21 protein-coding genes and 1 tRNA gene are annotated in these 22,868 nt (G+C 55.3%); 12 read left to right on the top strand and 10 right to left on the bottom strand.

The features are described 5' to 3' along the window. Positions 1–94: 94 nt before the first annotated feature. The gene (gene ygjG / locus AC1MKH_RS21220; protein ID WP_276220808.1) at positions 95–1,483 is read right to left on the bottom strand and encodes a putrescine aminotransferase; all 1,389 of its coding nucleotides are present in this window, start codon (positions 1,481–1,483) and stop codon (positions 95–97) included. A gap of 345 nt (positions 1,484–1,828) precedes the next feature. On the opposite strand from ygjG, the gene AC1MKH_RS21215 reads away from it, so the two are divergent. After that, positions 1,829–3,349, top strand: coding sequence for a methyl-accepting chemotaxis protein (locus AC1MKH_RS21215; RefSeq protein ID WP_276220807.1), 1,521 nt, complete (start codon positions 1,829–1,831; stop codon positions 3,347–3,349). Here the strand turns inward: AC1MKH_RS21215 and AC1MKH_RS21210 are convergent. Then, entirely contained in the window at positions 3,346–3,936 is a 591-nt protein-coding gene (locus AC1MKH_RS21210) for a PadR family transcriptional regulator (protein ID WP_276221112.1), read from the bottom strand. The genes AC1MKH_RS21215 and AC1MKH_RS21210 overlap by 4 nt on opposite strands. A gap of 248 nt (positions 3,937–4,184) precedes the next feature. Between AC1MKH_RS21210 and AC1MKH_RS21205 the strand changes: the two genes are divergently transcribed. The 8 genes from AC1MKH_RS21205 (at position 4,185) to AC1MKH_RS21170 (ending at position 11,296) form a co-directional block, all read left to right on the top strand. Continuing rightward, complete coding sequence (locus tag AC1MKH_RS21205; RefSeq protein WP_276220805.1) at positions 4,185–4,949, top strand: siderophore-interacting protein; 765 nt, start codon at positions 4,185–4,187, stop codon at positions 4,947–4,949. Positions 4,950–5,158: 209 nt separating this feature from the next. Then, entirely contained in the window at positions 5,159–6,181 is a 1,023-nt protein-coding gene (locus tag AC1MKH_RS21200) for a methionine ABC transporter ATP-binding protein (protein ID WP_276220803.1), read from the top strand. After that, the gene (locus tag AC1MKH_RS21195) at positions 6,174–6,842 is read left to right on the top strand and encodes a methionine ABC transporter permease (protein ID WP_108475053.1); all 669 of its coding nucleotides are present in this window, start codon (positions 6,174–6,176) and stop codon (positions 6,840–6,842) included. The genes AC1MKH_RS21200 and AC1MKH_RS21195 overlap by 8 nt, the downstream gene beginning before the upstream one ends. Before the next feature lie 23 nt (positions 6,843–6,865). Then, positions 6,866–7,678: a MetQ/NlpA family ABC transporter substrate-binding protein gene (locus AC1MKH_RS21190; RefSeq protein ID WP_149463922.1), complete on the top strand. Its 813-nt coding sequence runs from the start codon at positions 6,866–6,868 to the stop codon at positions 7,676–7,678. Between the two features lie 116 nt (positions 7,679–7,794). Beyond that, the gene (locus AC1MKH_RS21185) at positions 7,795–8,145 is read left to right on the top strand and encodes a copper resistance protein (RefSeq protein ID WP_108475055.1); all 351 of its coding nucleotides are present in this window, start codon (positions 7,795–7,797) and stop codon (positions 8,143–8,145) included. A gap of 49 nt (positions 8,146–8,194) precedes the next feature. After that, positions 8,195–10,207 (top strand): protein-disulfide reductase DsbD family protein, encoded by a 2,013-nt coding sequence (locus tag AC1MKH_RS21180; RefSeq protein ID WP_327621861.1) that lies wholly within the window; start codon positions 8,195–8,197, stop codon positions 10,205–10,207. Next, positions 10,207–10,803, top strand: coding sequence for a DsbA family protein (locus AC1MKH_RS21175; RefSeq protein ID WP_276220794.1), 597 nt, complete (start codon positions 10,207–10,209; stop codon positions 10,801–10,803). The genes AC1MKH_RS21180 and AC1MKH_RS21175 overlap by 1 nt, the downstream gene beginning before the upstream one ends. Continuing rightward, positions 10,793–11,296: a protein disulfide oxidoreductase gene (locus tag AC1MKH_RS21170; protein WP_276220792.1), complete on the top strand. Its 504-nt coding sequence runs from the start codon at positions 10,793–10,795 to the stop codon at positions 11,294–11,296. Before AC1MKH_RS21175 ends, AC1MKH_RS21170 begins: the two co-directional genes overlap by 11 nt. Here the strand turns inward: AC1MKH_RS21170 and AC1MKH_RS21165 are convergent. From AC1MKH_RS21165 to AC1MKH_RS21150, 4 genes are all read right to left on the bottom strand, one after another. Next, on the bottom strand, positions 11,293–12,270 hold the full coding sequence (locus tag AC1MKH_RS21165) for a Csu type fimbrial protein (protein WP_276220790.1): 978 nt from the start codon (positions 12,268–12,270) through the stop codon (positions 11,293–11,295). The genes AC1MKH_RS21170 and AC1MKH_RS21165 overlap by 4 nt on opposite strands. A gap of 16 nt (positions 12,271–12,286) precedes the next feature. Then, a complete protein-coding gene (locus tag AC1MKH_RS21160) occupies positions 12,287–14,521 on the bottom strand; it encodes a fimbria/pilus outer membrane usher protein (protein ID WP_276220788.1) in 2,235 nt (744 codons plus the stop codon). A 103-nt stretch (positions 14,522–14,624) separates the two neighbouring features. Next, positions 14,625–15,344 carry a fimbrial biogenesis chaperone gene (locus AC1MKH_RS21155; RefSeq protein ID WP_276220786.1) on the bottom strand — a complete coding sequence of 240 codons (720 nt, stop codon included), beginning with the start codon at positions 15,342–15,344 and terminating at the stop codon, positions 14,625–14,627. A 14-nt stretch (positions 15,345–15,358) separates the two neighbouring features. Further along, positions 15,359–15,889, bottom strand: a complete 531-nt coding sequence (locus tag AC1MKH_RS21150; protein ID WP_276220784.1) for a Csu type fimbrial protein — start codon at positions 15,887–15,889, stop codon at positions 15,359–15,361. Between the two features lie 444 nt (positions 15,890–16,333). Here AC1MKH_RS21150 and AC1MKH_RS21145 point away from each other — a divergent pair, with 444 nt between their 5' ends. Then, entirely contained in the window at positions 16,334–16,633 is a 300-nt protein-coding gene (locus AC1MKH_RS21145) for a DUF1889 family protein (protein WP_276220782.1), read from the top strand. Between the two features lie 67 nt (positions 16,634–16,700). On the opposite strand, the gene AC1MKH_RS21140 is transcribed toward AC1MKH_RS21145, so the two are convergent. Beyond that, positions 16,701–16,776: transfer RNA gene (locus tag AC1MKH_RS21140), tRNA-Ile, on the bottom strand. A gap of 125 nt (positions 16,777–16,901) precedes the next feature. On the opposite strand from AC1MKH_RS21140, the gene mug reads away from it, so the two are divergent. Beyond that, the gene (mug, locus tag AC1MKH_RS21135; RefSeq protein WP_276223256.1) at positions 16,902–17,408 is read left to right on the top strand and encodes a G/U mismatch-specific DNA glycosylase; all 507 of its coding nucleotides are present in this window, start codon (positions 16,902–16,904) and stop codon (positions 17,406–17,408) included. Between the two features lie 63 nt (positions 17,409–17,471). On the opposite strand, the gene rpoD is transcribed toward mug, so the two are convergent. The 3 genes from rpoD to rpsU all read right to left on the bottom strand — a co-directional run bounded on the left by rpoD (position 17,472) and on the right by rpsU (position 21,545). Continuing rightward, complete coding sequence (gene rpoD, locus AC1MKH_RS21130) at positions 17,472–19,313, bottom strand: RNA polymerase sigma factor RpoD (protein WP_149463896.1); 1,842 nt, start codon at positions 19,311–19,313, stop codon at positions 17,472–17,474. A 155-nt stretch (positions 19,314–19,468) separates the two neighbouring features. Then, entirely contained in the window at positions 19,469–21,214 is a 1,746-nt protein-coding gene (gene dnaG / locus AC1MKH_RS21125) for a DNA primase (protein WP_276223253.1), read from the bottom strand. Positions 21,215–21,329: 115 nt separating this feature from the next. After that, positions 21,330–21,545, bottom strand: a complete 216-nt coding sequence (gene rpsU, locus AC1MKH_RS21120; RefSeq protein WP_001144069.1) for a 30S ribosomal protein S21 — start codon at positions 21,543–21,545, stop codon at positions 21,330–21,332. Between the two features lie 235 nt (positions 21,546–21,780). On the opposite strand from rpsU, the gene tsaD reads away from it, so the two are divergent. Then, the gene (gene tsaD, locus AC1MKH_RS21115; protein WP_231826194.1) at positions 21,781–22,794 is read left to right on the top strand and encodes a tRNA (adenosine(37)-N6)-threonylcarbamoyltransferase complex transferase subunit TsaD; all 1,014 of its coding nucleotides are present in this window, start codon (positions 21,781–21,783) and stop codon (positions 22,792–22,794) included. The last annotated feature ends 74 nt before the right edge of the window (positions 22,795–22,868 follow it).

Genomic DNA, 22,868 nt, shown 5'->3' with positions numbered 1-22,868 from the left:
ATTTAGCCGTCGGCGTAGAAAAGGGAAAAGGGGAATGCAGGGATTGTGATGGGATTCAAAGAACGCCCCCCACGAAAACAGGGGGGCGTGAGATTTACTGCTCGGTCGTGACCTGTTTTTCAACGCGCAGTGACGCCAGCGCCTTGCGTGCCGCCTTCAGCACCAGTTCGCACTGCTCGATGGTCAGCGTGAGCGGGGGCTCGATGCGGATGGTTTTGGCGTTGTTGAGCGTCCCGGCAACCAGCACGCGCTGGCGGAACATTTCACTCGCGAAGCTGTAGCCGATTTCGTTATCGACAAACTCAATCGCCATCAGCATCCCTTTACCGCGCGCTTCACGCACCAGGTCCGGGTATTCGCGCGCCAGGCTGCGGAAGCCGTCCAGCAGCATGTCACCTTTCTGCTCCGCCTGTGCCGGAAGGTTCTCCGTCAACAGCACGTTGATGGTGGCGAGTGCGGCCGCACAGGCCAGCGGGTTGCCGCCAAAGGTGGTGGTATGCAGGAACGGATTATCGAACAGCACCGAAAAGACCTCTTCAGTGGCGATGGTCGCGCCGATAGGCATCACGCCGCCGCCGAGTGCTTTCGCCAGGCACAAAATGTCCGGCTGAACGTTCTCGTGTTCGCAGGCAAACATTTTGCCCGTGCGCCCCATCCCGGTTTGCACTTCATCGAAGATCAGTAACGCGCCAAACTCATCGCACAGCTTGCGTACCGCTGGCAGGTAACCCTGCGGCGGCAGGATCACGCCGCCTTCACCCTGAATAGGTTCCAGGATCACCGCCGCCACGTCGTCACCGGTTTTCTGGCATTCGGATAGCGCCAGACGCATGGCGTCGATGTTGCCAAACGGCACATGTCGGAAGCCCGGCAGCAGCGGCATAAACGGCTTACGGAACGTGGATTTCGCTGTGGCCGAGAGTGCGCCGAGCGATTTCCCGTGAAACGCGCCGCTGGTGGCGATGAAGGTGAATTTACCGCGTGGCGACTGGTATGCTTTGGCAAGCTTCAGCGCCGCTTCCACGGATTCGGTGCCACTGTTGCTGAAGAAACTGTACTTCAGTTTCCCCGGCGCCAGCGCGGCCAGCGTTTTTGCCAGCATCGCACGAAGCGGGTCGAGCAGCTCCTGGCTGTGTAGCGGTTGTTTGACGAGCTGATTCTGTACGGCGGAAACCACAACTGGATTACGGTGCCCCACGTTGAAAATGCCAAATCCACCCAGACAATCAATAAACTCCTGTCCCTGGGTGTCGACAAGCGTATTCAGGCTCCCCGCTTGCCACTCTACGGCTCCGTAATCCCCGCCGGCGGTCACAGATTTTCGATACTCCAGAAACCCCGGGTTTACATGCTCTTTAAAGTATTCTCTGACCTCCTGATTGAGAGCTTTCATCTCCTCATGATCAAGCGTGCGCTTTTCAATGAGATTCAATGCGTGTGCGCTACAGGCCAAAGCCGATGCGCTGGAAGGTAATCTGTTCAAAATAAGCTCCCGGGGGTCACGTATCACACGATACTGAATTAAGTATTGCAGGGATTGCGCCACTTCGAAGCGGGCGCTGAAAATCGGGATAAACACCAGGGAGAAATGCAGTTGCACAATATTTAATCGTCCAGCGGCCCTGTGGCCGCAGGAGAAGGACAAATCTCATCTCGCCAGAATGGGGCGAAATGCGCGAAAACGGGGCAGATCGTGCGCCATTTTAACGCGTGAGAGAATATATCCTCTAAAAATGCGAGCTGAATCGAGATTAACGAATAAAGCTAAGTCATCCGCCGCCGACATACCCTTTACACAATAAGCCTTATTACCGGCAAGGATACCTGCATGTCTTCACAACCCTGGGTTAGTCAACGCGAATACCCGCTGGATGACCAAACGACGTTAATGTCCACTTCCGATCTCAATAGCTATGTCACTCACGTAAACGATGCGTTTATTCAGGTGAGCGGCTACAGCATGGAAGAGATTTGCGGTCAGCCACACAACCTGGTCCGTCACCCGGATATGCCGAAAGCGGCGTTTGCCGATATGTGGTACACCCTGAAACAGGGGGAGCCGTGGAGCGCAATTGTCAAAAACCGGCGTAAAAATGGCGACCATTACTGGGTGCGCGCCAACGCCATCCCGATGGTGCGGCACGGTGAAGTCACCGGCTATATGTCGATTCGCACTCAGGCTACGCCGGAAGAGGTAGCCGTCGCGGAGCCGCTCTATCGGGCGTTAAAAGAGGGGCGCAGTAACAAGCGGCTCTACAAAGGCATGGTGATCAGTAAACACTGGTGGGGCAAGCTGTCCGTGATGCCGCTACGCTGGCGCGTGCGGCTATTGATGACGTCCCTGTTTATGCTGTTAGCGGCAGCGCTGTGCGCCACGCATGCGCCGTGGATGTCGCTGGCGGTGGCGGCACTGCTGATGCTGGCGGGAACGGCGCTGCTTGAAGCGCAGATCGTTCGCCCGGTCGAGAATGTGGCGCATCAGGCACTCAGTATTGCGACCGGTGGACGTCACCGCGTGCAGCATCTGAGCCGTGGTGATGAACTGGGGCTGATTTTGCGATCGGTCGGACAACTGGGGCTTATCTGTCGCTGGTTGAAAAATGATGTCGCAAGCCAGGTCTCCAGCGTCAGCCAGGGAAGCGATACGTTAGCGAAGGGCAACGATGATCTTAACGAACGCACCCGCCAGACGGTGGTTAATGTCCAGCAGACGGTGGCAACGATGAACGAGATGAATGCCTCCGTGCAAAGCAATTCGCAAACGGCGGCGGCAGCCGATAAGCTCTCAATTGCCGCCAGCGGCGCGGCGGAGCAGGGCGGGCAGGCAATGCAGGGCGTGGTCAGAACGATGGACGAAATTGCTGACAGCACGCAGCGGATTGGCTCAATCACCACGCTTATCAATGATATTGCCTTCCAGACCAATATTCTGGCGCTAAATGCGGCGGTCGAAGCCGCGCGAGCGGGCGATCAGGGGAAAGGCTTTGCGGTGGTAGCGGGGGAGGTTCGTCAGCTGGCGAGCCGCAGCGCAACGGCGGCTAACGACATTCGTAAGCTGATTGAGGCCAGCGCCAGCAAGGTGCATTCCGGCGCCGATCAGGTTCACGCGGCGGGGCGGGTGATGAACGATATTCTGGCCCAGGTGCAGAATGTGACGCAGTTGATTGCACAAATTAGCCAGTCGACCTCAGAACAGGCCAACGGGCTGTCGGATATTACCCGCGCGGTGGCGGAACTGGATGCCATTACCCAGAAAAATGCCGGGCTGGTTGCTGAAAGCGCCCATGTGTCGGCGATGGTAAAACATCGCGCCAGCCGGCTTCAGGACGCTGTCACGGTACTGCATTAATCAAGCTGTGAAATTTCCAGCGCCGCGCGGTCAATCACGCCAACAATCTGTTTTAGCTGCGCGTCGCTGAGTTCGCTCTGGTTCACTTTCAGGTTCAGTACGGCCTTGAAGTTTTCCAGCGCGCGTTTCATTTGCGGATCTTTACGCAGTTCGTGGCCGACCATGCGGAGTTTCAGCTTCGCCTGAACCTGCTCCAGCACCTCTTTGTTTTCCACCAGCACATTACTGCCTTCCCCGGTGATGGCGATTTTTTTACGTCCACCGTCTTCTTCCTGGATGGTGATCAGCCCCTGATCCTGCAGCAGATCGAGCGTCGGGTAGATTACGCCAGGGCTTGGGGTGTAGTTGCCCTGGGTCATGTTTTCGATCTCTTTGATCAACTCGTAACCGTGGCTGGCGTTGCGGGAAAGGATATCCAGTACCACCAGACGCAGCTCGCCATGGCCGAAGAAACGCTGACGACGCCCGCCGCCAAAGCCGCCTCCACCGCCGTGACGACCTTCACCACGACCACCACGATATTCGCGCTCACCATGGCATTCACGACCACCGCGTCCGCCGCGGCCAAACTCTGAAAAGTGTCTCATCATTTTTTACCTTAACTTGTTTTCGATATATCTAACTTATATCTAAATATCTATCTTTAGCAAGGGTGAGATGAGGTAATTTTCTATCATCATGAAATATAAAGAATTAATTTAATTTCGTGGATTTTCTGTGCGATAGATAAAGTATATCTTAAAAAAAGCTTGCTTTCTGTCCAACTGGCAATCATTATCATTTGCATCAAGTTTAGATATATCTATTTTTCACGAAGGCGACGGATAACACCACTATGAAAGAAAAAAAATACCCACAGCGCGTGCGTAATGAACTGCGTTTTCGCGAATTGAGCGTGTTACGCGTGGAGCGCATCGGCGCAGGTTTTCAGCGCATTGTGCTGGGCGGCGAGGCGCTGGATGGCTTCTCTTCACGCGGCTTTGACGATCACACCAAACTGTTTTTCCCTCAGGCAGGCGAACGTATCGCGCCGCCGACCATGACCGACGAAGGGATCGTTTGGCCGGACGGTGTGCGCCCGCAGTCGCGAGACTACACGCCTCTCTACAACGCCGAGCGTCATGAGCTGGCCTATGACTTCTTTATTCATGATGGCGGCGTGGCAAGTTCATGGGCGATGAATGCCCGCGTAGGTGACACGCTGACGATTGGCGGGCCGCGTGGTTCGCTGGTGGTGCCGGAAGATTACGCCTGGCAGCTATATGTGTGTGATGAATCGGGTATGCCTGCGCTGCGCCGCCGTCTGGAAAGCCTGCGCCAGCTGCCCTCGTGCCCGCAGGTTAAGGCCATTGTGACGATCGCGGATGAGTCGTATAAGGACTATCTGGCCGAGTTCAGCGAGTTTGAGATCGAGTGGGTGATAGGTCATCGCGAACAAGCCGTGGCCGATAAACTGGCGACGCTGTCTGTGCCTGCGGAGGATTATTTTATCTGGGTGACCGGAGAAGGCGCGGTGGCCAAATCGATGGTGAGTCGTTTTGAAACTGACGCGATTGATCAACAGCTGGTAAGGACGCAGGCGTACTGGCATAAGAAGTAAGTGCGCTGGTTTTGTCGGGTGGCGCTGCGCAACCGCATTAGCCAAATTCCGGCTATGCTTTGCCGAAAATAATCGTATTGCCGCACCCGGTGCGGCGACTCGCTTATAATCTCTCGTAATAACACATTCCTTTTTGTTGTTTGCTATCTATCACTCATTCCCGATATCGTCTGGACGTCCATACTTCTAAACCGCTATTTGGCAGACGAATGATAGTACTCAGGAATATTTCAAAGATTTTTAACCCTGGAAAAGGGACGATTACGGCGGTCGATAACGTCAACCTGAGCATTGAGCAGGGGCAGATTTACGGCATTATCGGCTACAGCGGTGCGGGAAAAAGCACGCTGATTCGCCTGCTTAACGGGCTGGAAAAACCCACTGCGGGCAGCGTTGTCATTAACGGGCAGGATATCTCTGCTGCGAAAGGCGAAAGTCTGCGCCAGGCACGCCTGAAAATCAGCATGGTATTCCAGCACTTTAACCTGCTCTGGTCGCGTACGGTCAGCGAAAACATCGCCTTTTCGATGCAGATTGCCGGCGTACCGAAAGCCAAAATTCGCGCTCGCGTGGCGGAACTGGTTGAGCTGGTGGGCCTGAAGGGGCGTGAAAATGCCTATCCCTCACAGTTAAGCGGCGGGCAGAAGCAACGTGTGGGTATCGCCCGCGCGCTGGCCAATAACCCGGATGTGCTGCTGTGCGATGAAGCCACCTCGGCGCTCGACCCGCAAACGACCGATCAAATTCTCGACCTGCTGCTGGATATCAACCGCCGCTTCCGTTTAACCATCGTGCTTATCACCCATGAAATGCACGTAGTGCGTAAAATCTGCGACCGCGTGGCGGTGATGGAAGACGGCAAAGTGGTGGAAGAGGGCGATGTGCTGGAGGTCTTTACCCATCCGCAAAAACCGATTACCCAGCAGTTTGTACGCCAGGTAAGCCAGTACGTTGAAGAAGAGGCGTTTAACCCCGATCTCACCGACGGCCTGACCGGCAGCATTATCAAGCTGACCTTTACCGGGCAGACGACTCATCGCCCGGTGGTGGGCGAGCTGACGCTGCGCTACGGCCTGCCGTTCAACATTCTGCACGGCAAGATGACGCAGACCACGCACGGCGCGTTTGGTCAGCTCTGGTTGCATGTGGTGGCGAACCCTGAACAACTGAAAAGCATCCTCGCAGATTTGCAGGAAACCGGCATCGACAGCGAGGTAGTGAAACATGGCTGAGCAATTCTTACCGCATCTGAAATGGGATGCCCTGTGGGCCGCCACCCAGGAGACGCTCTACATGACCGCGCTTTCCGGTGTGGCGACGTTTGTCCTCGGCATCGCGCTCGGGCTGGCGCTGTTTCTGACCGCCAAAGGCGGGCTCTTTTATAACCGCCCGCTGTACAGCGTGATTTCGGTGGTAGTGAACGTCTTCCGTTCCATTCCGTTCATTATTTTGATTGTGTTGCTGATCCCGTTTACCAAAACGATCGTCGGCACCATTCTCGGCGCGAACGCGGCGCTGCCCGCCCTGATTGTTGGTGCGGCTCCGTTCTATGCGCGACTGGTCGAGATTGCCCTGCGTGAAGTCGACAAAGGGGTGATTGAGGCAACCCGTTCTATGGGCGCACGTTTGTCGACGCTGATTTTTCGCGTCCTGCTGCCCGAATCTTCCCCGGCGCTGGTTTCCGGTATTACCGTCACGCTGATTGCGCTGGTGAGTTACAGCGCAATGGCGGGGGTGATCGGCGCAGGTGGCTTAGGGAATCTGGCTTATCTGGAAGGATTCCAGCGCAACCACAATGACGTCACGCTGGTCGCGACGGTGACTATTCTCATCATCGTTTTCATCATCCAGTTCTGCGGCGACGTACTGACTTCTCTGTTAGATAAACGCTAATAACACACACAGGAACCATCATCATGAAAAAGACACTCACGCTAATCGCCGCCGCTACCCTGAGCGCCCTGAGCTTTGCTTCCTGGGCTGACACCCTGACCGTGGGGGCGTCCAACACGCCGCACGCGGAAATTCTGGAGCAGGCGAAACCGATTCTGGCGAAGCAGGGTATCGACCTGGAGATTAAACCGTTCCAGGACTACATCCTGCCGAACACCGCGCTGGCAGGCCGCGACATTGACGCCAACTACTTCCAGCACATCCCGTATCTGAACAGCGTGCTGAAAGATCATGCGGGCGATAAAGATTATGATTTCGTGAGTGCCGGGGCGATTCACATCGAGCCGATTGGTATTTACTCCAAAAAATACAAAACGCTGAAAGACCTGCCGGAAGGCGGCAAAATCATCATGCGTGACGCGGTTTCCGAAGAGGGGCGTATTCTGACCATCTTCGAAAAAGAGGGCGTGATTAAGCTGAAGCCGGGGATTGATAAAGTGACCGCGCGTATCGGCGACATCGTGGAGAACCCGAAAAAGCTGCAATTCCTGCCGAACGTAGAAGCGTCTCTGCTGCCGCAGATGTACAACAACGACGAAGGTGCGGCGGTGGTGATTAACGCCAACTACGCGATTGATGCGGGCCTCGACCCGGTGCATGACCCGATTGCGGTAGAGAGCGGCGAAAATAACCCGTATGCCAATATCATTACCGTGCATCGCGGCGACGAGAAGAAAAAAGATATCGTGGCGCTGGTGAACGTGCTGCACTCGAAAGAGATTCAGGAGTGGATCCGCACCAAATACAAAGGCGCGGTGATCCCGGTTAATAACTGATCCTTCCGCCCGGTTAACGCCGGGCGTTTCTCCCTCTCCGACACTTCTTTACAGCAATAAGATTGCCAAACCATTTTCGCCCGTTAAGATTAAGCCCGTATTTATACGAGGTAATGATGATTCATCGGCAGCGAAAGGCGATATTACTGGTAGCCCTTGCATGTCTGGTGGTGCTGGTTTGCACCGCGCAGCGCATGGCGAGCCTGCACGCCCTGACGATGAACGTTGCCTCCGTAAGCCAGACCGTCTCATCGGATGGCGATGCGCCCGTCACGCCTTGCGAACTGAGTGCGAAATCGCTGCTGGCGTCGCCGCCAGTGCTGTTTGAAGGCGCGCTGTTTGCCGTTGCACTGCTGCTGGCGGTACTGGCGGCGCTGCCCGTCTTCTTCACGCGCGTCTGGCCTCCTCGCGTTATCTCTCCGCCCCGATTGCGGGTACATCTACGATTGTGCGTCTTTCGTGAGTGAGTTTTAGCCTGCGTTATTCAGGTTAATTAATTACTTACGGAGAAAACCGATGCTTACTTTTTTCAGGCAGCTTCTGCTCTGTCTGGTTTGTCTGTGGCTGCCCGCAAGCTGGGCGGCGGACAGCGGCTGGCTGCGCGCCGCCGATAACGACCACGCCAGCGTGCGGCTGCGCACGCAAACTCTTCCGGGCGGCGATACGCGCCTGCTTCTTGATGTTCAACTGGAGAAGGGCTGGAAAACCTACTGGCGCTCGCCGGGCGAGGGCGGGATTGCGCCCACTATCGTCTGGGATAATGCACCGACGGTGACCTGGCGCTGGCCGGTGCCGCAACGTTTTGATGTCGCGGGCATTACGACGCAGGGCTATCACGATAACGTCAGCTTCCCCATCACGCTGCATGATGTAAAAACGCCGACGCTGAGCGGCGTGCTGACGCTCTCTACCTGTAGCAACGTCTGTATTCTGACGGACTATCCGTTCTCGCTCGACCTGCGCGCCCCGGCGGATAAAAACATCGATTACGACTTCACCCGCGCTATGGGCACCCTGCCACGCGAAGATGGGCTTACCACCACGTTGCAGGCGGATTACGCGCCGGGAAAAATGATCGTTACTGCCACGCGTGAGGGCGGCTGGCAATCGCCCGCGCTGTTTCTCGATACGCTGGACGGCGTGAGTTTTGCCAAACCCAGTGTCCAGGTGAACGGCGATACGCTAACTGCCACCGTGCCGGTGACGGACGAATGGGGCGATAGCGCGCCGGATTTACAGGGCAAAACGCTGTCGCTGGTGCTGGTGGATAACGGCCTCGCGCAGGAGAGTACGCGGGTAATTGGCCAGGCGAGTGGGCTGCCGTCAGAAAGCGTGTCGCTGTGGCTGGTGCTGTCGATGGCGCTGCTCGGCGGGCTGATTCTCAATATTATGCCCTGCGTATTACCGGTTCTCGCGATGAAACTTGGCTCGGTATTACAGGGCGATAGTGCACAACGTGGCGTGGTGCGGCGGCAGTTCCTGGCCTCGGTGGCGGGGATTGTGGCGTCGTTTCTGGCGCTGGCATTGATGATGACGCTGTTGCGTCTGAGCAATCAGGCGCTGGGCTGGGGCATACAGTTCCAGAATCCGTGGTTTATTGCGGCGATGGTGCTGGTGATGGTGCTGTTCAGCGCCAGCCTGCTGGGATTATTCGAAATTCGCCTCTCATCAAACACCACGACGTTTCTCGCCACGCGCGGCGGCCACGGGCTGGCGGGGCATTTCTGGCAGGGCGCATTTGCCACGCTGCTGGCAACGCCCTGTACGGCGCCATTCCTTGGCACAGCGGTATCGGTGGCGCTGGTTGCGCCGTTGCCGAAACTGTGGGGCATTTTCCTTGCGATGGGGATTGGCATGAGCCTGCCGTGGCTGTTGGTCGCGGCCTGGCCGGGGCTGGCGCAGCGCCTGCCGAAACCGGGCCGCTGGATGAACCTCGTGCGTATCATACTGGGCGTGATGATGCTCGGCTCCGCGCTCTGGCTGCTGACGCTACTGAACGCGCATGTTGGGGCAGCCATCACCTGGGGAATTGGCGGCGTGCTGGCGCTGCTGCTGTGCGCTGCGCTGGCCTGGCGCTATCGCGGGCGTGTGGCGCTGGGCGCGGCTGGGCTGATGTTGCTTACTGCTGCGGCGCTATTCTGGCTTGCGCAATCATCTTCCCCGCTACGCGACCGAATTGACTGGCAACCGCTGAGCGAGCAGGCGATCCAGACGGCGCTGGGTGACGGCAAGCGCGTATTTGTCGATGTGACCGCCGACTGGTGTGTCACCTGTAAAGCCAATAAATACAACGTGCTGCTACGCGATGACGTTCAGCAGGCGCTCACCGCGCCAGATGTTGTTGCCCTGCGCGGAGACTGGAGCCGCCCGTCCACCGTCATCAGCCAGTTTCTCCAGCGCCGCCAAAGCGCGGCTATCCCGTTTAATCAAATTTATGGCCCCGGAACGCCGCAGGGCGAGATTCTGCCGCCGCTGCTCAGCCGCGATGCGGTACTGAATGCGTTGTCCAATGCCAAAGGAAAAAACTAATGCGCGTATTTACTCTGATATTACTGCTGTGTATTGCCACCTTTAGCCAGGCACAAGAATCGGACACACAATCGCAGCTCACCGAGATGATTTTCAATGACCCGACCAGCCCGCGTAAAGGCGCGGAAAAACCGGCGCTGGTGATCGTCAACTTTACCGATTACAACTGCCCCTACTGCAAACAGTTTGACCCGATGCTGGAGAAAATTGTGCAGGATTACCCACAGGTACAGCTGGTCGTCAAACTGCTGCCGTTTCGCGGCGAAAGTTCGATGACCTCCGCGCGTGTGGCGTTAACCACCTGGCGTCAGCAGCCGGAAAAATTCTGGGCGCTACATCAGCGGTTAATGGCGAAAAAGGGCACGCACGATGACGCTTCTATCCTGAATGCGCAGCAGAAAACCCAGACGGCGGAGATCAAGGCGGATGCGCAAAGCTCGGACAGCGTGAAGCTGAATCTGATCCTGTCTCAGGTGCTGGGCATTCAGGGAACGCCCGCGACGATCGTTGGCGATCAACTGGTGGCGGGCGCCATCGCCTATGACGATCTGGAGGCGCTGGTGAAAGAACAGCTGGCGAAAGCCAATGCGCAGTAAATTACGCCGCTGGCTGAAGGATCTGGTTGTCCTGCTACTCCTGGCAATGGCGCTGATGTGGGGGATGGATCAACTGCGTAAGCCTGAACTCCCGGAGAATGTTTCCGGGATAGCCTTACAGACCCTGGACGGCGAAACCCATTCGCTGGCGGAACTGAGCCAGAAAAAGCCGTTGTTACTTTACGTATGGGCGACCTGGTGTGGCGTATGCCGCTACACCACGCCAGCGGTGGAGCAACTTTCGCAGGAGGGTCAGAACGTACTGAGCGTGGCCTTGCGCTCCGGAGACGACAGCCAACTGGCGCAGTGGATGGCAAAAAAGCACCTGACCCTGCCCGTGGTAAACGACCCGCGCGGTGAGCTTTCCGCGCGCTGGCAGGTAAGTGTGACGCCCACGCTGGTGGTTATTTCGCAGGGCCAGGTGGTGAATGTGACTACCGGCTGGACCAGCTACTGGGGCATGCGCGCCCGGCTGTGGTGGAGCGGGCTTTAGTAGGTCACGTTGATGGTGACCGTATCGGCGTAGGTGTCGGGCGTGTAATTCGCGCTCGGCACCGTGGCATACGCATTGTAAGTGGTGGTTTGCCCGTTCCCCGTTCCAGCAACTGTGTTGCCCGTGGTGTTTCCCCATGGCGCGCCGCTGGTTCCGGCGGCGGAGCGAAGCTGATACGGCACCTGATCGCTGTTGCTGGCATTGCCGGTATTGGTTTTCATCACCCCGCTGCCGGTCGTGCTGTTGTTGGACGGCACCAGCCCGATGGTATAGGGCGTATTGCTGGTACAGGCCACGCTAATGCTGTTGTTAGCGCTCAGGTTGGTATCGGTGAAGGCGGCATTGCCAAAATTGATATTACTCGCCGTGGTGACGTTGCAAAATTTGGTCACGGTAGCCTGGACGTTAAAAGGAAAAGTTGGCCCCTGCGTGGTTCCACAGGTCGTCGGTGGCGCCAGCAGGCCGACGTTGATGGTCATGCTGGCGGTCGCCGCCGTATAGGTATCCTGATAGCTTCCCGGCACGACGGTGGTTTGCCTGGAGGGCACTTTGGCATACACCGTCGCACTGCCCGTCACTGGCGTCAGGTTTAATAAATTAAGCTGGATCGCCGGAACGGTGGTCCCGCTTTGATACTGACTACCCCAGACAGTGGTGTACCCCGCATTCTGATAAAGCTGATAATCGAGCGTCCCGGCGGGTGGTCCCGCATAAGCCATTCTGCGCGGTATCACCTGACCGCTGTTCGCCGACGCGCCGATGTTAAAGCAGATAGTCACACCGGCCAGTAAATCGCCGAGCTCTTTAGTACAGCTGTAGTTGAAGGTCATGCTGGTATTGGTATCCGCGCTGCTTAACGGGTTGACGTTACCAAAGTTGATGTTTTGCACGCCGGACATTGAGCACACCACCGCTTTGCTGGCCAGCGGGCAGAGCAATAATCCCAACAGTAATACCAGATGAATTAACCGCACATCACGACTCCTGTAGTTAGCGACAGACCAATGGGCCAATTTGCGGGATGCCTTTGGCCTGACGCGGGTAATCGAACTGCACAGCGCACTTGCCGCCCGGCAGGGCAACTTCCAGCGTATTGTGCGGCGACACCATGTCGAAATAGGCCATCCCATCGAAACCGATCATCACCGTATCAGTGTGCTTTTGGCCTGGGTTGAGTGTGGCCTGACTGCCTTCCGGTAACGCGTGGTCCTGGGCATCCACTAAGACAATCAACGCGGGTTGCGTGGCGGTAATACCAAACTCAACCAGCGTGCCGGAACGATCGGCGGGAACGGCGGCGGTGTTAACGCGGTCGACGCGCGTGTTGGCCGGAAGATTCAGTGTATCGATGCTTATCTGATTGTTTTGATAGCTATTGAGCTGCGTCACCAGCAGCAAGCCGTCGTCGTCGCTGGTGCCAACCACATTATTTTCCAGCATCACTGGCACGTCCGGCACGCCCTGCGTTGACACCACCGCAAAGCCATTGTTGATTTCACGCGCGGCGAACAGGCCGCCGCCCATCATCACAAGAGAACCGGTCGCGCCCGCGTAGGCATAGTGGTTATCAGGAACACGGTTAAAGCCGCTATACACCTTCCCGTATCGCCCCTGATAGCCGACTTCGCCCTGGCCGCTGGTTTCTGACGCCTGGCGATTGGCGGCGATATTCCAGCCCCATCCGCCTTCGGACGGCAGCATCTGGCTGGCATTCATCATGTAACCCGTCTCATTGTTGGTGCGCTGAACGGTACCGCTGACGGTACGGTTATTCTCCAGTGAAACCGTGAGCATCAGGTAGACGCTGCTGTCCTGATGATCATCAAGATTCTGATTCAGCCCGAGGTTAAGCCAGGCTTTTTCCGTCAGCGCTTTTGACCAGTTGGCATTCACGTAGCGCAGATTACTGTCGTGTGGATAACGAAACTGTAAATATCCAACGGTGAAATTGCCGAGTGACTGGGCGTTATAGCCCACCACCGTATTGCTGTTGAGCTCCGGCGGCGCCTGGCCGTAAGCGGTGGCGATATCGCGGTAGTCGCCGCTGGTGGCGGTTGTGGAGGTATTAAAACTGAAAATTTCGTTCGACCAGCGATAGCCGAGGCTGTACAGCGCGCCGCTTTTTCCATCATCACCGCTGAAGGCGAGGGCGGCTGAAATCGTACCGCTGCGCGGGCCTGGCACCCAGTCATTGCTGATGCCACCGTTAATCAGGCTGTCGCTGGCTTCACCGTGTGCGGCGGTGGTGAAGGTGTTGCTGACGCCGTGACGCCACGTGGCGCTGAGAGCGGGATTGCTGGCGTAGTCAAACGAGGTGTAACCGTAGTTTTCCCGCACGACGCCCAGCTCGGCGGACCACTCGGTTAGCCCCTTTCGTAACAACGACTGATCGTTATAAAACGAAAAATTTTGCACGGACGTGCGCCCCAGCGCATCGGTCATTGTCACCTGGGCGTTCCCCGCGCCGTTGATATTGGGCAGCGTGTTAATCTCAAAATTCCCGGCGGGGACGTTGCCGTTGTAGTTTCTCACCCCGTTCACGTATAGCTCGACGCTGGAGGGTAACGTGGCGGAACCAAAAAACGCAGGCAGCGGAGTCGTGGGCTGATAGGGTTGCAGGCTGAAATCGGTGCCGATTTGCAGGCCGGCAATCCGCGTGGAACGCGACCATGACAGAGCGCTGGTGAGCGTATCGCCCAACGAGACATACAGCATTTTATCCGGGAATGAGGCGCGCCAGTTGGTATCGAGGCGCGTGAAGCCGTTGCTCTGATAACCTGGCGTGCTTTCGGTGGTGTTCTGACTTAACTGGGTCGAGCTGAGAACCCCGGCGGCATTAAACGCGCGCAGCTCGCTCCATGTGTTGAGGCGCGTTTCATCATCCTGCGCGGCATAGAGATCGTAGTTGAGCAGTAGCCCACGCGAGATGCTGGCTTGCGGCTGCTCCACGTTCTCTCTTCCCACCTCGGTAGTACCGAGATCCAGCACGCTAAGCGGGGCAGTGAGCGTGAGGGTTTGCTGCTGGACATCGTAATCGACATTGAGTTGTGGAATGTCATTTAGCGCGCGCGTCTCGCCCGCCGGGATGCCAATCTGGCGCAGCGTGGCGGGGCTGGCGTAGAGCTTTTCATCATTGAAGCGAAAATGCACCAGCCCTTTGGGGTTTCCGTTAACCGTCACATCAAGGTAGAGGTCGATACCTTCATGCTGCGCGTTATCATTCATCGGAGTATCCCGTGATGGGCCAGTGTTGCTATTGTTCGCGACCGCGGCTCCCGATAAACATGTTGCGCTAAGCAAAATGACGTTTGCCAGACGGGAAAGCCTTCTACAGATTTTGCACCGCTTTTTGGCCATTGATCATGACTTCGAGTTTTCCGCCAGGCGCAATATTTGCGGTCTGTGGCGCTAATATCCATCGCATGGTTGAACCGGGAAGAACATAGCCAAGCAGCCCCGGCGTAATTTCCCTTCTGCCACCCTGATGATTGATATATGTCACCGCCGAGAGTTGCGCATGGCTATTTCCCTGGTTGCTGACCTCAAGGAAATTATCATTTCCTACGCGTTTAACACCCCACGTTAATTTCGCTTCCGGCGCGCCACTGTTTTTCGGTTGAATAAAAACGGGGAGTGAATAATGTAAAACGAATTGTAATTTATTGGACTGCGGGGTGGCTGACGGTAATTCATTAACCGATAACCGGTAAGACTCTTCCACGCTGTTTGTTGGGCTCCCCAGGCGAATGACGCGAATCAACTGGCGCTGCCCGGGTTGCAGGGTGAGCATCGGCGGGCTGATCACCAGATCGCGCGAGGCGGTCAGGTTGTCCTGAAAATTGCGCTGGCTCCAGTGAAAGACACGCACCTGCGCGTTAATTGCATTGCTGCCTTCGTTGCTCAGCCAGATGCCGTCAGCATTTTTATCCTGAAGGGTTAACGAGACAGGAGAAACCTGCAAACCGCTGGCCAGGGCGAGATTTTGTGAGGCGATCAATCCTGTCAGGCAAAGCCAAATGGCCTGCCTTAAAAAGGTTTTTATTCTCATAAAATTCCGTTTAATCAATAGTTAACGTTGACGGTTACCGTGTCGGCATAGCTATCTGGGGTGAAGTTTGCGCTCGCGGCGGTCGCGTAGACCGTGTAGGTTTGTGCAACGCCAGTACCGGTGCCTGCCACGCCATTACCCACCGTGGTGGTGGTGGCGGTATTCCCCCACACCGGGCCGGTGGCGGAGGTTTGGTTGAGCTGATACGGCACTTTATCGGTGTTGGTCGCGGCGTTGGCGACAGATGACATCGCCCCCGCGCCACCTGTTCCGCCGCCGTTCGCCGTGGAGGGCGCAAGGCCGATAAAGTAGGGGGTTGTTTTCGAGCAGTTCACCGAAATGGTGCTGTTACCGCTGGTATTGGTGGCGCTGGCATTCACCGAGCCCAGGTTAATATTGGAGGATGCTCCGGCGGTAACGCTGCATGATTTGAGAATAGTAATAAGAACCTGAAAGGTGGCTGTCGCTGTCGCCGCATTGGCTGCTGGAATAACGGCAAATGCGAAGCAAGGAAGAATGAAGCGCAGCAGGTTTGATGGTTTCATATTCTTATCCTCTACAGGTTATCTTATTCTTTTCAAATGAGTGGAAGGGGAATTATCTCAATTGGACTTAAGTAAACCTTAGGGTACGGAAAAGTTTTGTGCCAATTTAAAATAAGGATTTATGCGTATTGATTTTTCTGTGTGGATATATTTTATTTGTGTGGTTATTTTATAGGAATATTCTTGTGGATGTTTTTAAGAGATAGAATAAATAAGGTATGATATATAATATATTATATGTTTTAACAGTCTCAACCCGTCGCCCGACATGGCAAAAAAGCGATTACCCGCTACACTCCCGATGAGGGAGACTGAGGACACGGATGCCCGAAGAAGTGACCCGTACGAGGTTTCGTATGAAAGGTGTAAGAATCCCTTTGATATCGTGAGCCATTTGAGGTCTTATAGTCTTGTTAATCACGTGGTTAATTTAAGGACGAGAACATGCCAACAGTCATCGCTAAAGCCCTGGATTTCATCAACGCTATGGATACAACCGTTGCGGTACCGCACTCTATGGATGAAAGCACAGCGAAGGGTATCTTTAAGTATCTGAAAGAAATCGGTGTACAGGTGAGTGCAGAAGACATTACTGCGCGAGGGACTTCAGAGGGATGGAACCCCGAGTTCACCAAAAAAGTGGTCGGATGGGCTGATAAAATCGCCTCTGACGAGCGTGTTGTGATTAAAAACCCCGAGTATTTTTCATCCTATATGCAGGAACAGCTGAGCGCGTTAGTGTGAGTTAACGTGGTGAGGAGTGCTGCAAAAAACGAAGGGCTTACGTTTTCACGTAAGCCCTTGCTGTATCTGGTGGCCCCTGTTGGGTTTGAACCAACGACCAAGCGATTATGAGTCGCCTGCTCTAACCACTGAGCTAAGGGGCCGTGGCGGGGAATTATAAAGTAACTGCGGTTTACAATCCAGTTGTTAAGGTACGTCTGCTGTTTTTATAAACAACGTATTTTCAATTCGTTATAATGGTCACATGAGCCATTTATCAGAGAACAGCATGGTTAAAGATATTATCGCTCCAGGCCTACGGGTGGTGTTTTGCGGCATTAATCCTGGTTTGTCTTCCTCTTCGCTTGGTTTTCCCTTCGCCCATCCGGCTAACCGCTTCTGGAAAGTCCTGCATCTGGCCGGGTTTACCGACAGGCAGCTGAAGCCAGAAGAAGCCGATCACCTGCTCGATTTTCGCTGTGGTGTCACCAAGCTGGTTGATCGTCCGACTGTGCAGGCCACGGAAGTGAAGCGCCAGGAGTTACATGACGGCGGGCGGTCGCTGATTACCAAAATAGAGGCGTACCAGCCGGCAGCGCTGGCGGTACTGGGGAAACAGGCGTTTGAACAGGGATTCAGCCAGCGGGGCGTGCCGTGGGGCAAGCAGTCGATGTCGATTGGCGTGACCCAGGTGTGGGTGCTGCCGAACCCGAGCGGACTAAGCCGCATTACCACGGATAAGCTGGTTGAGGCATACCGGGAGCTGGATCAGGCGCTGGTATTGCGGGGGCTTTGAGGGGATAAAAAACCCATAAAAAAAGCTCCCCGCAGGGAGCTTTTTACGTTTCACAGGCCGGGATTAATCGTCCAGGAAGCTGCGCAGCACTTCAGAACGGCTCGGGTGACGCAGTTTACGCAGCGCCTTCGCTTCGATCTGACGGATACGTTCACGGGTAACGTCGAACTGTTTACCCACTTCTTCCAGCGTGTGATCGGTGTTCATGTCGATACCGAAACGCATACGCAGAACTTTCGCTTCACGCGCGGTCAGGCCAGCCAGAACGTCGTGCGTTGCCGCACGCAGGCTTTCGGTAGTCGCAGAATCCAGCGGCAGCTCGAGGGTAGTATCCTCGATGAAATCACCCAGATGCGAATCTTCATCGTCGCCGATTGGCGTTTCCATGGAGATAGGCTCTTTAGCGATTTTCAGCACTTTACGGATTTTGTCTTCCGGCATCAGCATGCGTTCAGCCAGTTCTTCCGGCGTCGGCTCGCGGCCCATCTCTTGCAGCATCTGGCGAGAAATACGGTTGAGCTTGTTGATGGTCTCAATCATATGCACCGGAATACGGATGGTGCGCGCCTGATCCGCGATAGAGCGGGTGATCGCCTGACGGATCCACCAGGTTGCATAGGTGGAGAACTTGTAACCACGACGATATTCGAACTTATCAACCGCTTTCATCAGGCCGATGTTACCTTCCTGAATGAGGTCAAGGAACTGCAGGCCACGGTTGGTGTATTTCTTGGCGATAGAAATTACCAGACGTAAGTTCGCTTCAACCATCTCTTTCTTCGCGCGGCGGGCTTTCGCTTCACCGATGGACATGCGACGGTTGATATCTTTCACCTGCTCGATGGTCAGGCCGGTTTCTTCTTCGATTTGTTGCAGCTTCATCAGGCCGCGCTGAACGTCTTCTTTCACGTCGAGCAGCTTTTCAGACCACGGTTTGTTCATCGCGACGGCCGCGTTGAACCAGGTTTCGCTGGTTTCGTTGCCGGTGAACAGGGTGATGAAGTTTTTCTTCGGCATTTTGCACTGTTCAACGCACATCTTCATGATGATACGTTCCTGGGTACGCACGCGATCCATCATGACGCGCATGCTGTTCACCAGGTAGTCGAACTGTTTCGGCACCAGACGGAACTGTTTGAAGACTTCGGACAGCTTCAGGATCTCTTCCTGCGCAGCGGCATGGCTACGGCCTTTCGCCTTGATGGTGTCGCGAGTCACTTCATACTGCGTGCGCAGTTCAGCGAATTTCTCACGCGCCAGTTCAGGGTCGATGCTGTTGTCGTCATCGCTGCTGTCGTCGTCGTCCTCTTCATCTTCATCGTCGTCATCCATCTCTTCCTGAGAGAGTTCAGAACCAACGTGAGTCGCGGTCGGCGCTAAATCTTCTTCAGCGTTCGGATCGACGAACCCGGTGATGAGATCGGACAGGCGAGCCTCTTCCGCTTCAACGCGATCGTACTGTTCAAGCAGATAGGTGATGGCTTCCGGGTATTCCGCAACGGAACACTGAACCTGGTTGATCCCGTCTTCAATACGTTTGGCGATGTCAATTTCGCCTTCGCGGGTCAACAGTTCAACGGTACCCATTTCACGCATGTACATGCGTACCGGGTCAGTGGTGCGCCCGATTTCAGATTCCACGCTCGAAAGCACCTGTGCGGCGGCTTCTTCCGCATCTTCATCGGTGTTGTTCGATGTTTCAGCGAGCAACAGGTCATCGGCATCCGGTGCTTCTTCCATCACCTGAATGCCCATGTCGTTGATCATTTGGATGATGTCTTCGATCTGATCGGAGTCGACGATATCTTCCGGCAGATGGTCATTGACCTCGGCATAGGTCAGATAGCCTTGCTCCTTACCACGTTGGACAAGAAGCTTCAGCTGTGACTGCGGGTTTTGCTCCATAAGACGGTATCCACACTTATTTCATGAGATTGGTGTCGGTCGGCGAAACAAGCCGCCAACAGAGTGTAACGAGGACTTATTTATATTTTGCCGCTGCCCTTCACGCGGCTTTCGGGGGCTTCCCGAGTGATATTCGGCACTTAAGCCGTTCAATTCTATTTTTTGGCCAGTTCCTGGTTTAGCGTCCAGAGTTCCCGGCGTTCCTCACTGCTGAGTCCGTGTGTGCGATCGCGAGCAATCAACTCTTCTTGTCGCAGAACCAGCAATGAGTCAAACATATGGTTGAGTGAGTCGGTGAACGTTTTTTCTGCGATATCCTTATCTGCTATATCGTCCCACATCGACAGTTTTTCAAGGGTCGCGGCTTCATTTGTGCCACGATATTGTTCCAGAAGTTGACCAGTGGTCAGTCCAGGCTGTGACAAACAAGTGTTGACCAGTTCTGCAAATAAGCCAAGTCCCGGCAGTTTTTTCGGATCCAGCCCAGTTAAGGGGGGAACCAACGGCGCGAGATCGGGATTTTGCACCAGTAACCCTATCAGTATACGCATGGTCGTGCGTTTTAGCTGAGGAGCCGGGCGGACTACGCCATTTTCTGCCAGTTTCGGCATTAAACGTTCAAGCTGGGCGTCATCCAGAATACCCAGTTTGTTTCCCAGCTCCTGACGCAAATAGATGCGTAAGGTTTCGCCTGGAACCTGGCCGATGAGCGGCAGCGCCAGCGTACTTAACTGCGCGCGCCCGTCCGGGGTGCTCAAATCGACCTGCGGCATCAGGCTGTTAAACAGAAACGTGGAGAGCGGTTGAGCCTGCTCCATCCGCGCTTCAAATGCTGCTTTACCCTCTTTACGCACCAGCGTATCCGGGTCTTCGCCGTCGGGCAGAAACATAAAGCGTAACTGACGCCCGTCGGTCATGTATGGCAGCGCTGTTTCGAGCGCGCGCCATGCGGCATCGCGGCCAGCACGGTCGCCGTCGTAACAGCAGATGACGTTATTCGTCACCCGGAACAGCAGCTGAATATGGTCGGCAGTGGTCGAGGTGCCAAGCGAGGCGACGGCATAGTTAATGTCGTACTGCGCCAGAGCGACCACATCCATATAACCTTCGACCACCAGTAAACGCTGGGGTTCAGCTTCTGTCTGCTGCGCTTCATAAAGGCCATACAGCTGACGGCCTTTATGAAAAATATCGGTTTCCGGGGAGTTAAGGTATTTCGGCAGGGCATCGCCCAGCACGCGTCCACCAAAACCAATTACCCGGCCACGTTTATCACGAATAGGGAACATGACGCGCTCGCGAAAGCGGTCGTAGCTACGCCCCTGATCGTTGGTTACCAGCATGCCGGCGTCAATGAGCGCCTGGCGATTTTCACTATTGCCGCCAAACCGTTTCAGGACGTTGTCCCAACCCGGAGGCGCATAACCAATCGCGAAACGAGAAATCACTTCACTGCTGAGGCCACGCTTTTCCAGATACTGGCGCGCGGGGTCAGCGGCAGGATTCATCAGGGATTGCTGATAAAACGCATTCAGACCGTCCATCAGTTGATAGAGACTTTGCCGTTGATGGCGCTCTATCTGACTCGGCCCGTTGCCTGCTTCATACGGCACTTCAAGGTTGTGCATGGCGGCCAGTTCTTCGACGGTTTCCACGAACTCGAGCTTGTCGTAGTTCATCAAAAAGTCGATGGCGTTGCCGTGCGCGCCACAGCCGAAGCAGTGGTAAAACTGTTTTTCACCGTTGACGGTGAAAGAGGGGGTTTTCTCGTTATGGAAAGGACAGCACGCGTGATAGTTCTTGCCCTGCTTTTTTAGCTTCACTCGCGCATCGATCAAATCGATGATGTCGGTGCGTGCCAGCAGATCATTAATGAATACGCGCGGAATTCGTCCAGCCATAAGCCCCGTAGTTTTTAATGATGCTTAAACGAAAACAAGCCGCGCTTTCCTTCCGGAAGCACGGCCTTGCAACTACTACTCGGTCTGACAATTGAGAGCATGTGCTCTCAAGAGATTAGTACAGACGAGTACGGCGTGCGTTTTCGCGAGCCAGTTTCTTCGCGTGACGTTTCACAGCAGAAGCTTTAGCGCGCTTACGTTCGGTAGTCGGTTTTTCATAGAACTCACGACGACGAACTTCCGCCAGAACACCCGCTTTTTCGCAGGAACGCTTGAAGCGACGCAGTGCTACGTCGAACGGCTCGTTTTCACGTACTTTAATTACCGGCATGTAACTCTCACCTTTAATAAATTCGGTTTGCCGCTGGCATCAACGCCAGCTTATTTCAAAATGGTGCGGAATTTTACTGCAATTGCTGCTGCTTTGTAAAGCACCGACGCGTTTTTGAAAGGGACTTTTTAAGGGTGAGGAGTATACACGAGGCAGCCTCCTGGGGCGAACAATGTTTTACAAGCCGGGTCAGAGAACCTACACTGCGCGGTATTGAAACGAGGTAAATCTAGCCATGCGTGTACTGGGAATTGAAACATCCTGCGATGAAACCGGCATCGCAATTTATGACGATGTAAAAGGTCTGTTAGCCAACCAATTGTATAGTCAGGTGAAATTACATGCCGACTACGGCGGCGTCGTGCCGGAACTGGCCTCGCGCGATCACGTGCGTAAAACGGTGCCATTGATTCAGGCTGCGCTGAAAGAGGCGAATCTGACGGCAAAAGATATTGATGCCGTTGCCTATACCGCCGGGCCGGGTTTAGTTGGCGCGCTGCTGGTTGGCGCAACCGTTGGGCGTTCGCTGGCATTTGCCTGGAATGTTCCGGCGATCCCGGTACACCATATGGAAGGGCATCTGCTGGCGCCGATGCTGGAAGATAACCCGCCGGAATACCCGTTTGTGGCGCTGCTGGTCTCTGGCGGTCACACGCAGCTTATCAGCGTGACCGGCATTGGCGAGTATGAACTGCTGGGCGAATCGATTGATGACGCGGCGGGCGAAGCCTTCGATAAAACCGCCAAACTGCTGGGACTTGACTACCCAGGCGGCCCAATGCTGTCGAAAATGGCCTCTCAGGGCACGGAAGGGCGCTTTGTCTTCCCGCGTCCGATGACTGACCGTCCGGGTCTGGACTTCAGCTTCTCTGGCCTGAAAACCTTCGCGGCGAACACCATTCGCAATAATGACAACGACGATCAAACGCGTGCCGATATTGCCCGTGCCTTTGAAGATGCGGTGGTCGATACGCTGATGATCAAGTGCAAACGCGCGCTGGATCAAACCGGCTTCAAGCGTCTGGTGATGGCGGGCGGCGTGAGCGCTAACCGAACCTTGCGTGCAAAACTGGCGGAGATGATGCAGAAACGTCGCGGCGAAGTGTTCTACGCGCGCCCGGAATTTTGCACCGATAATGGGGCGATGATTGCCTATGCGGGCATGGTGCGTTTCAAAGCGGGTGTGAATGCAGACCTTGGCGTAACCGTGCGTCCACGCTGGCCGCTGGCGGAGTTACCGGCAGCGTGATGGCAATGCCGGATGGCGCTTACGCTTATCCGGCCTACAAAATATCGCAAATTCAATATATTGCAGGAAACTTG

Source organism: Pseudocitrobacter sp. CD920760, from assembly GCF_057782505.1.
This window is presented reverse-complemented; position numbering and strand designations above follow the sequence as displayed.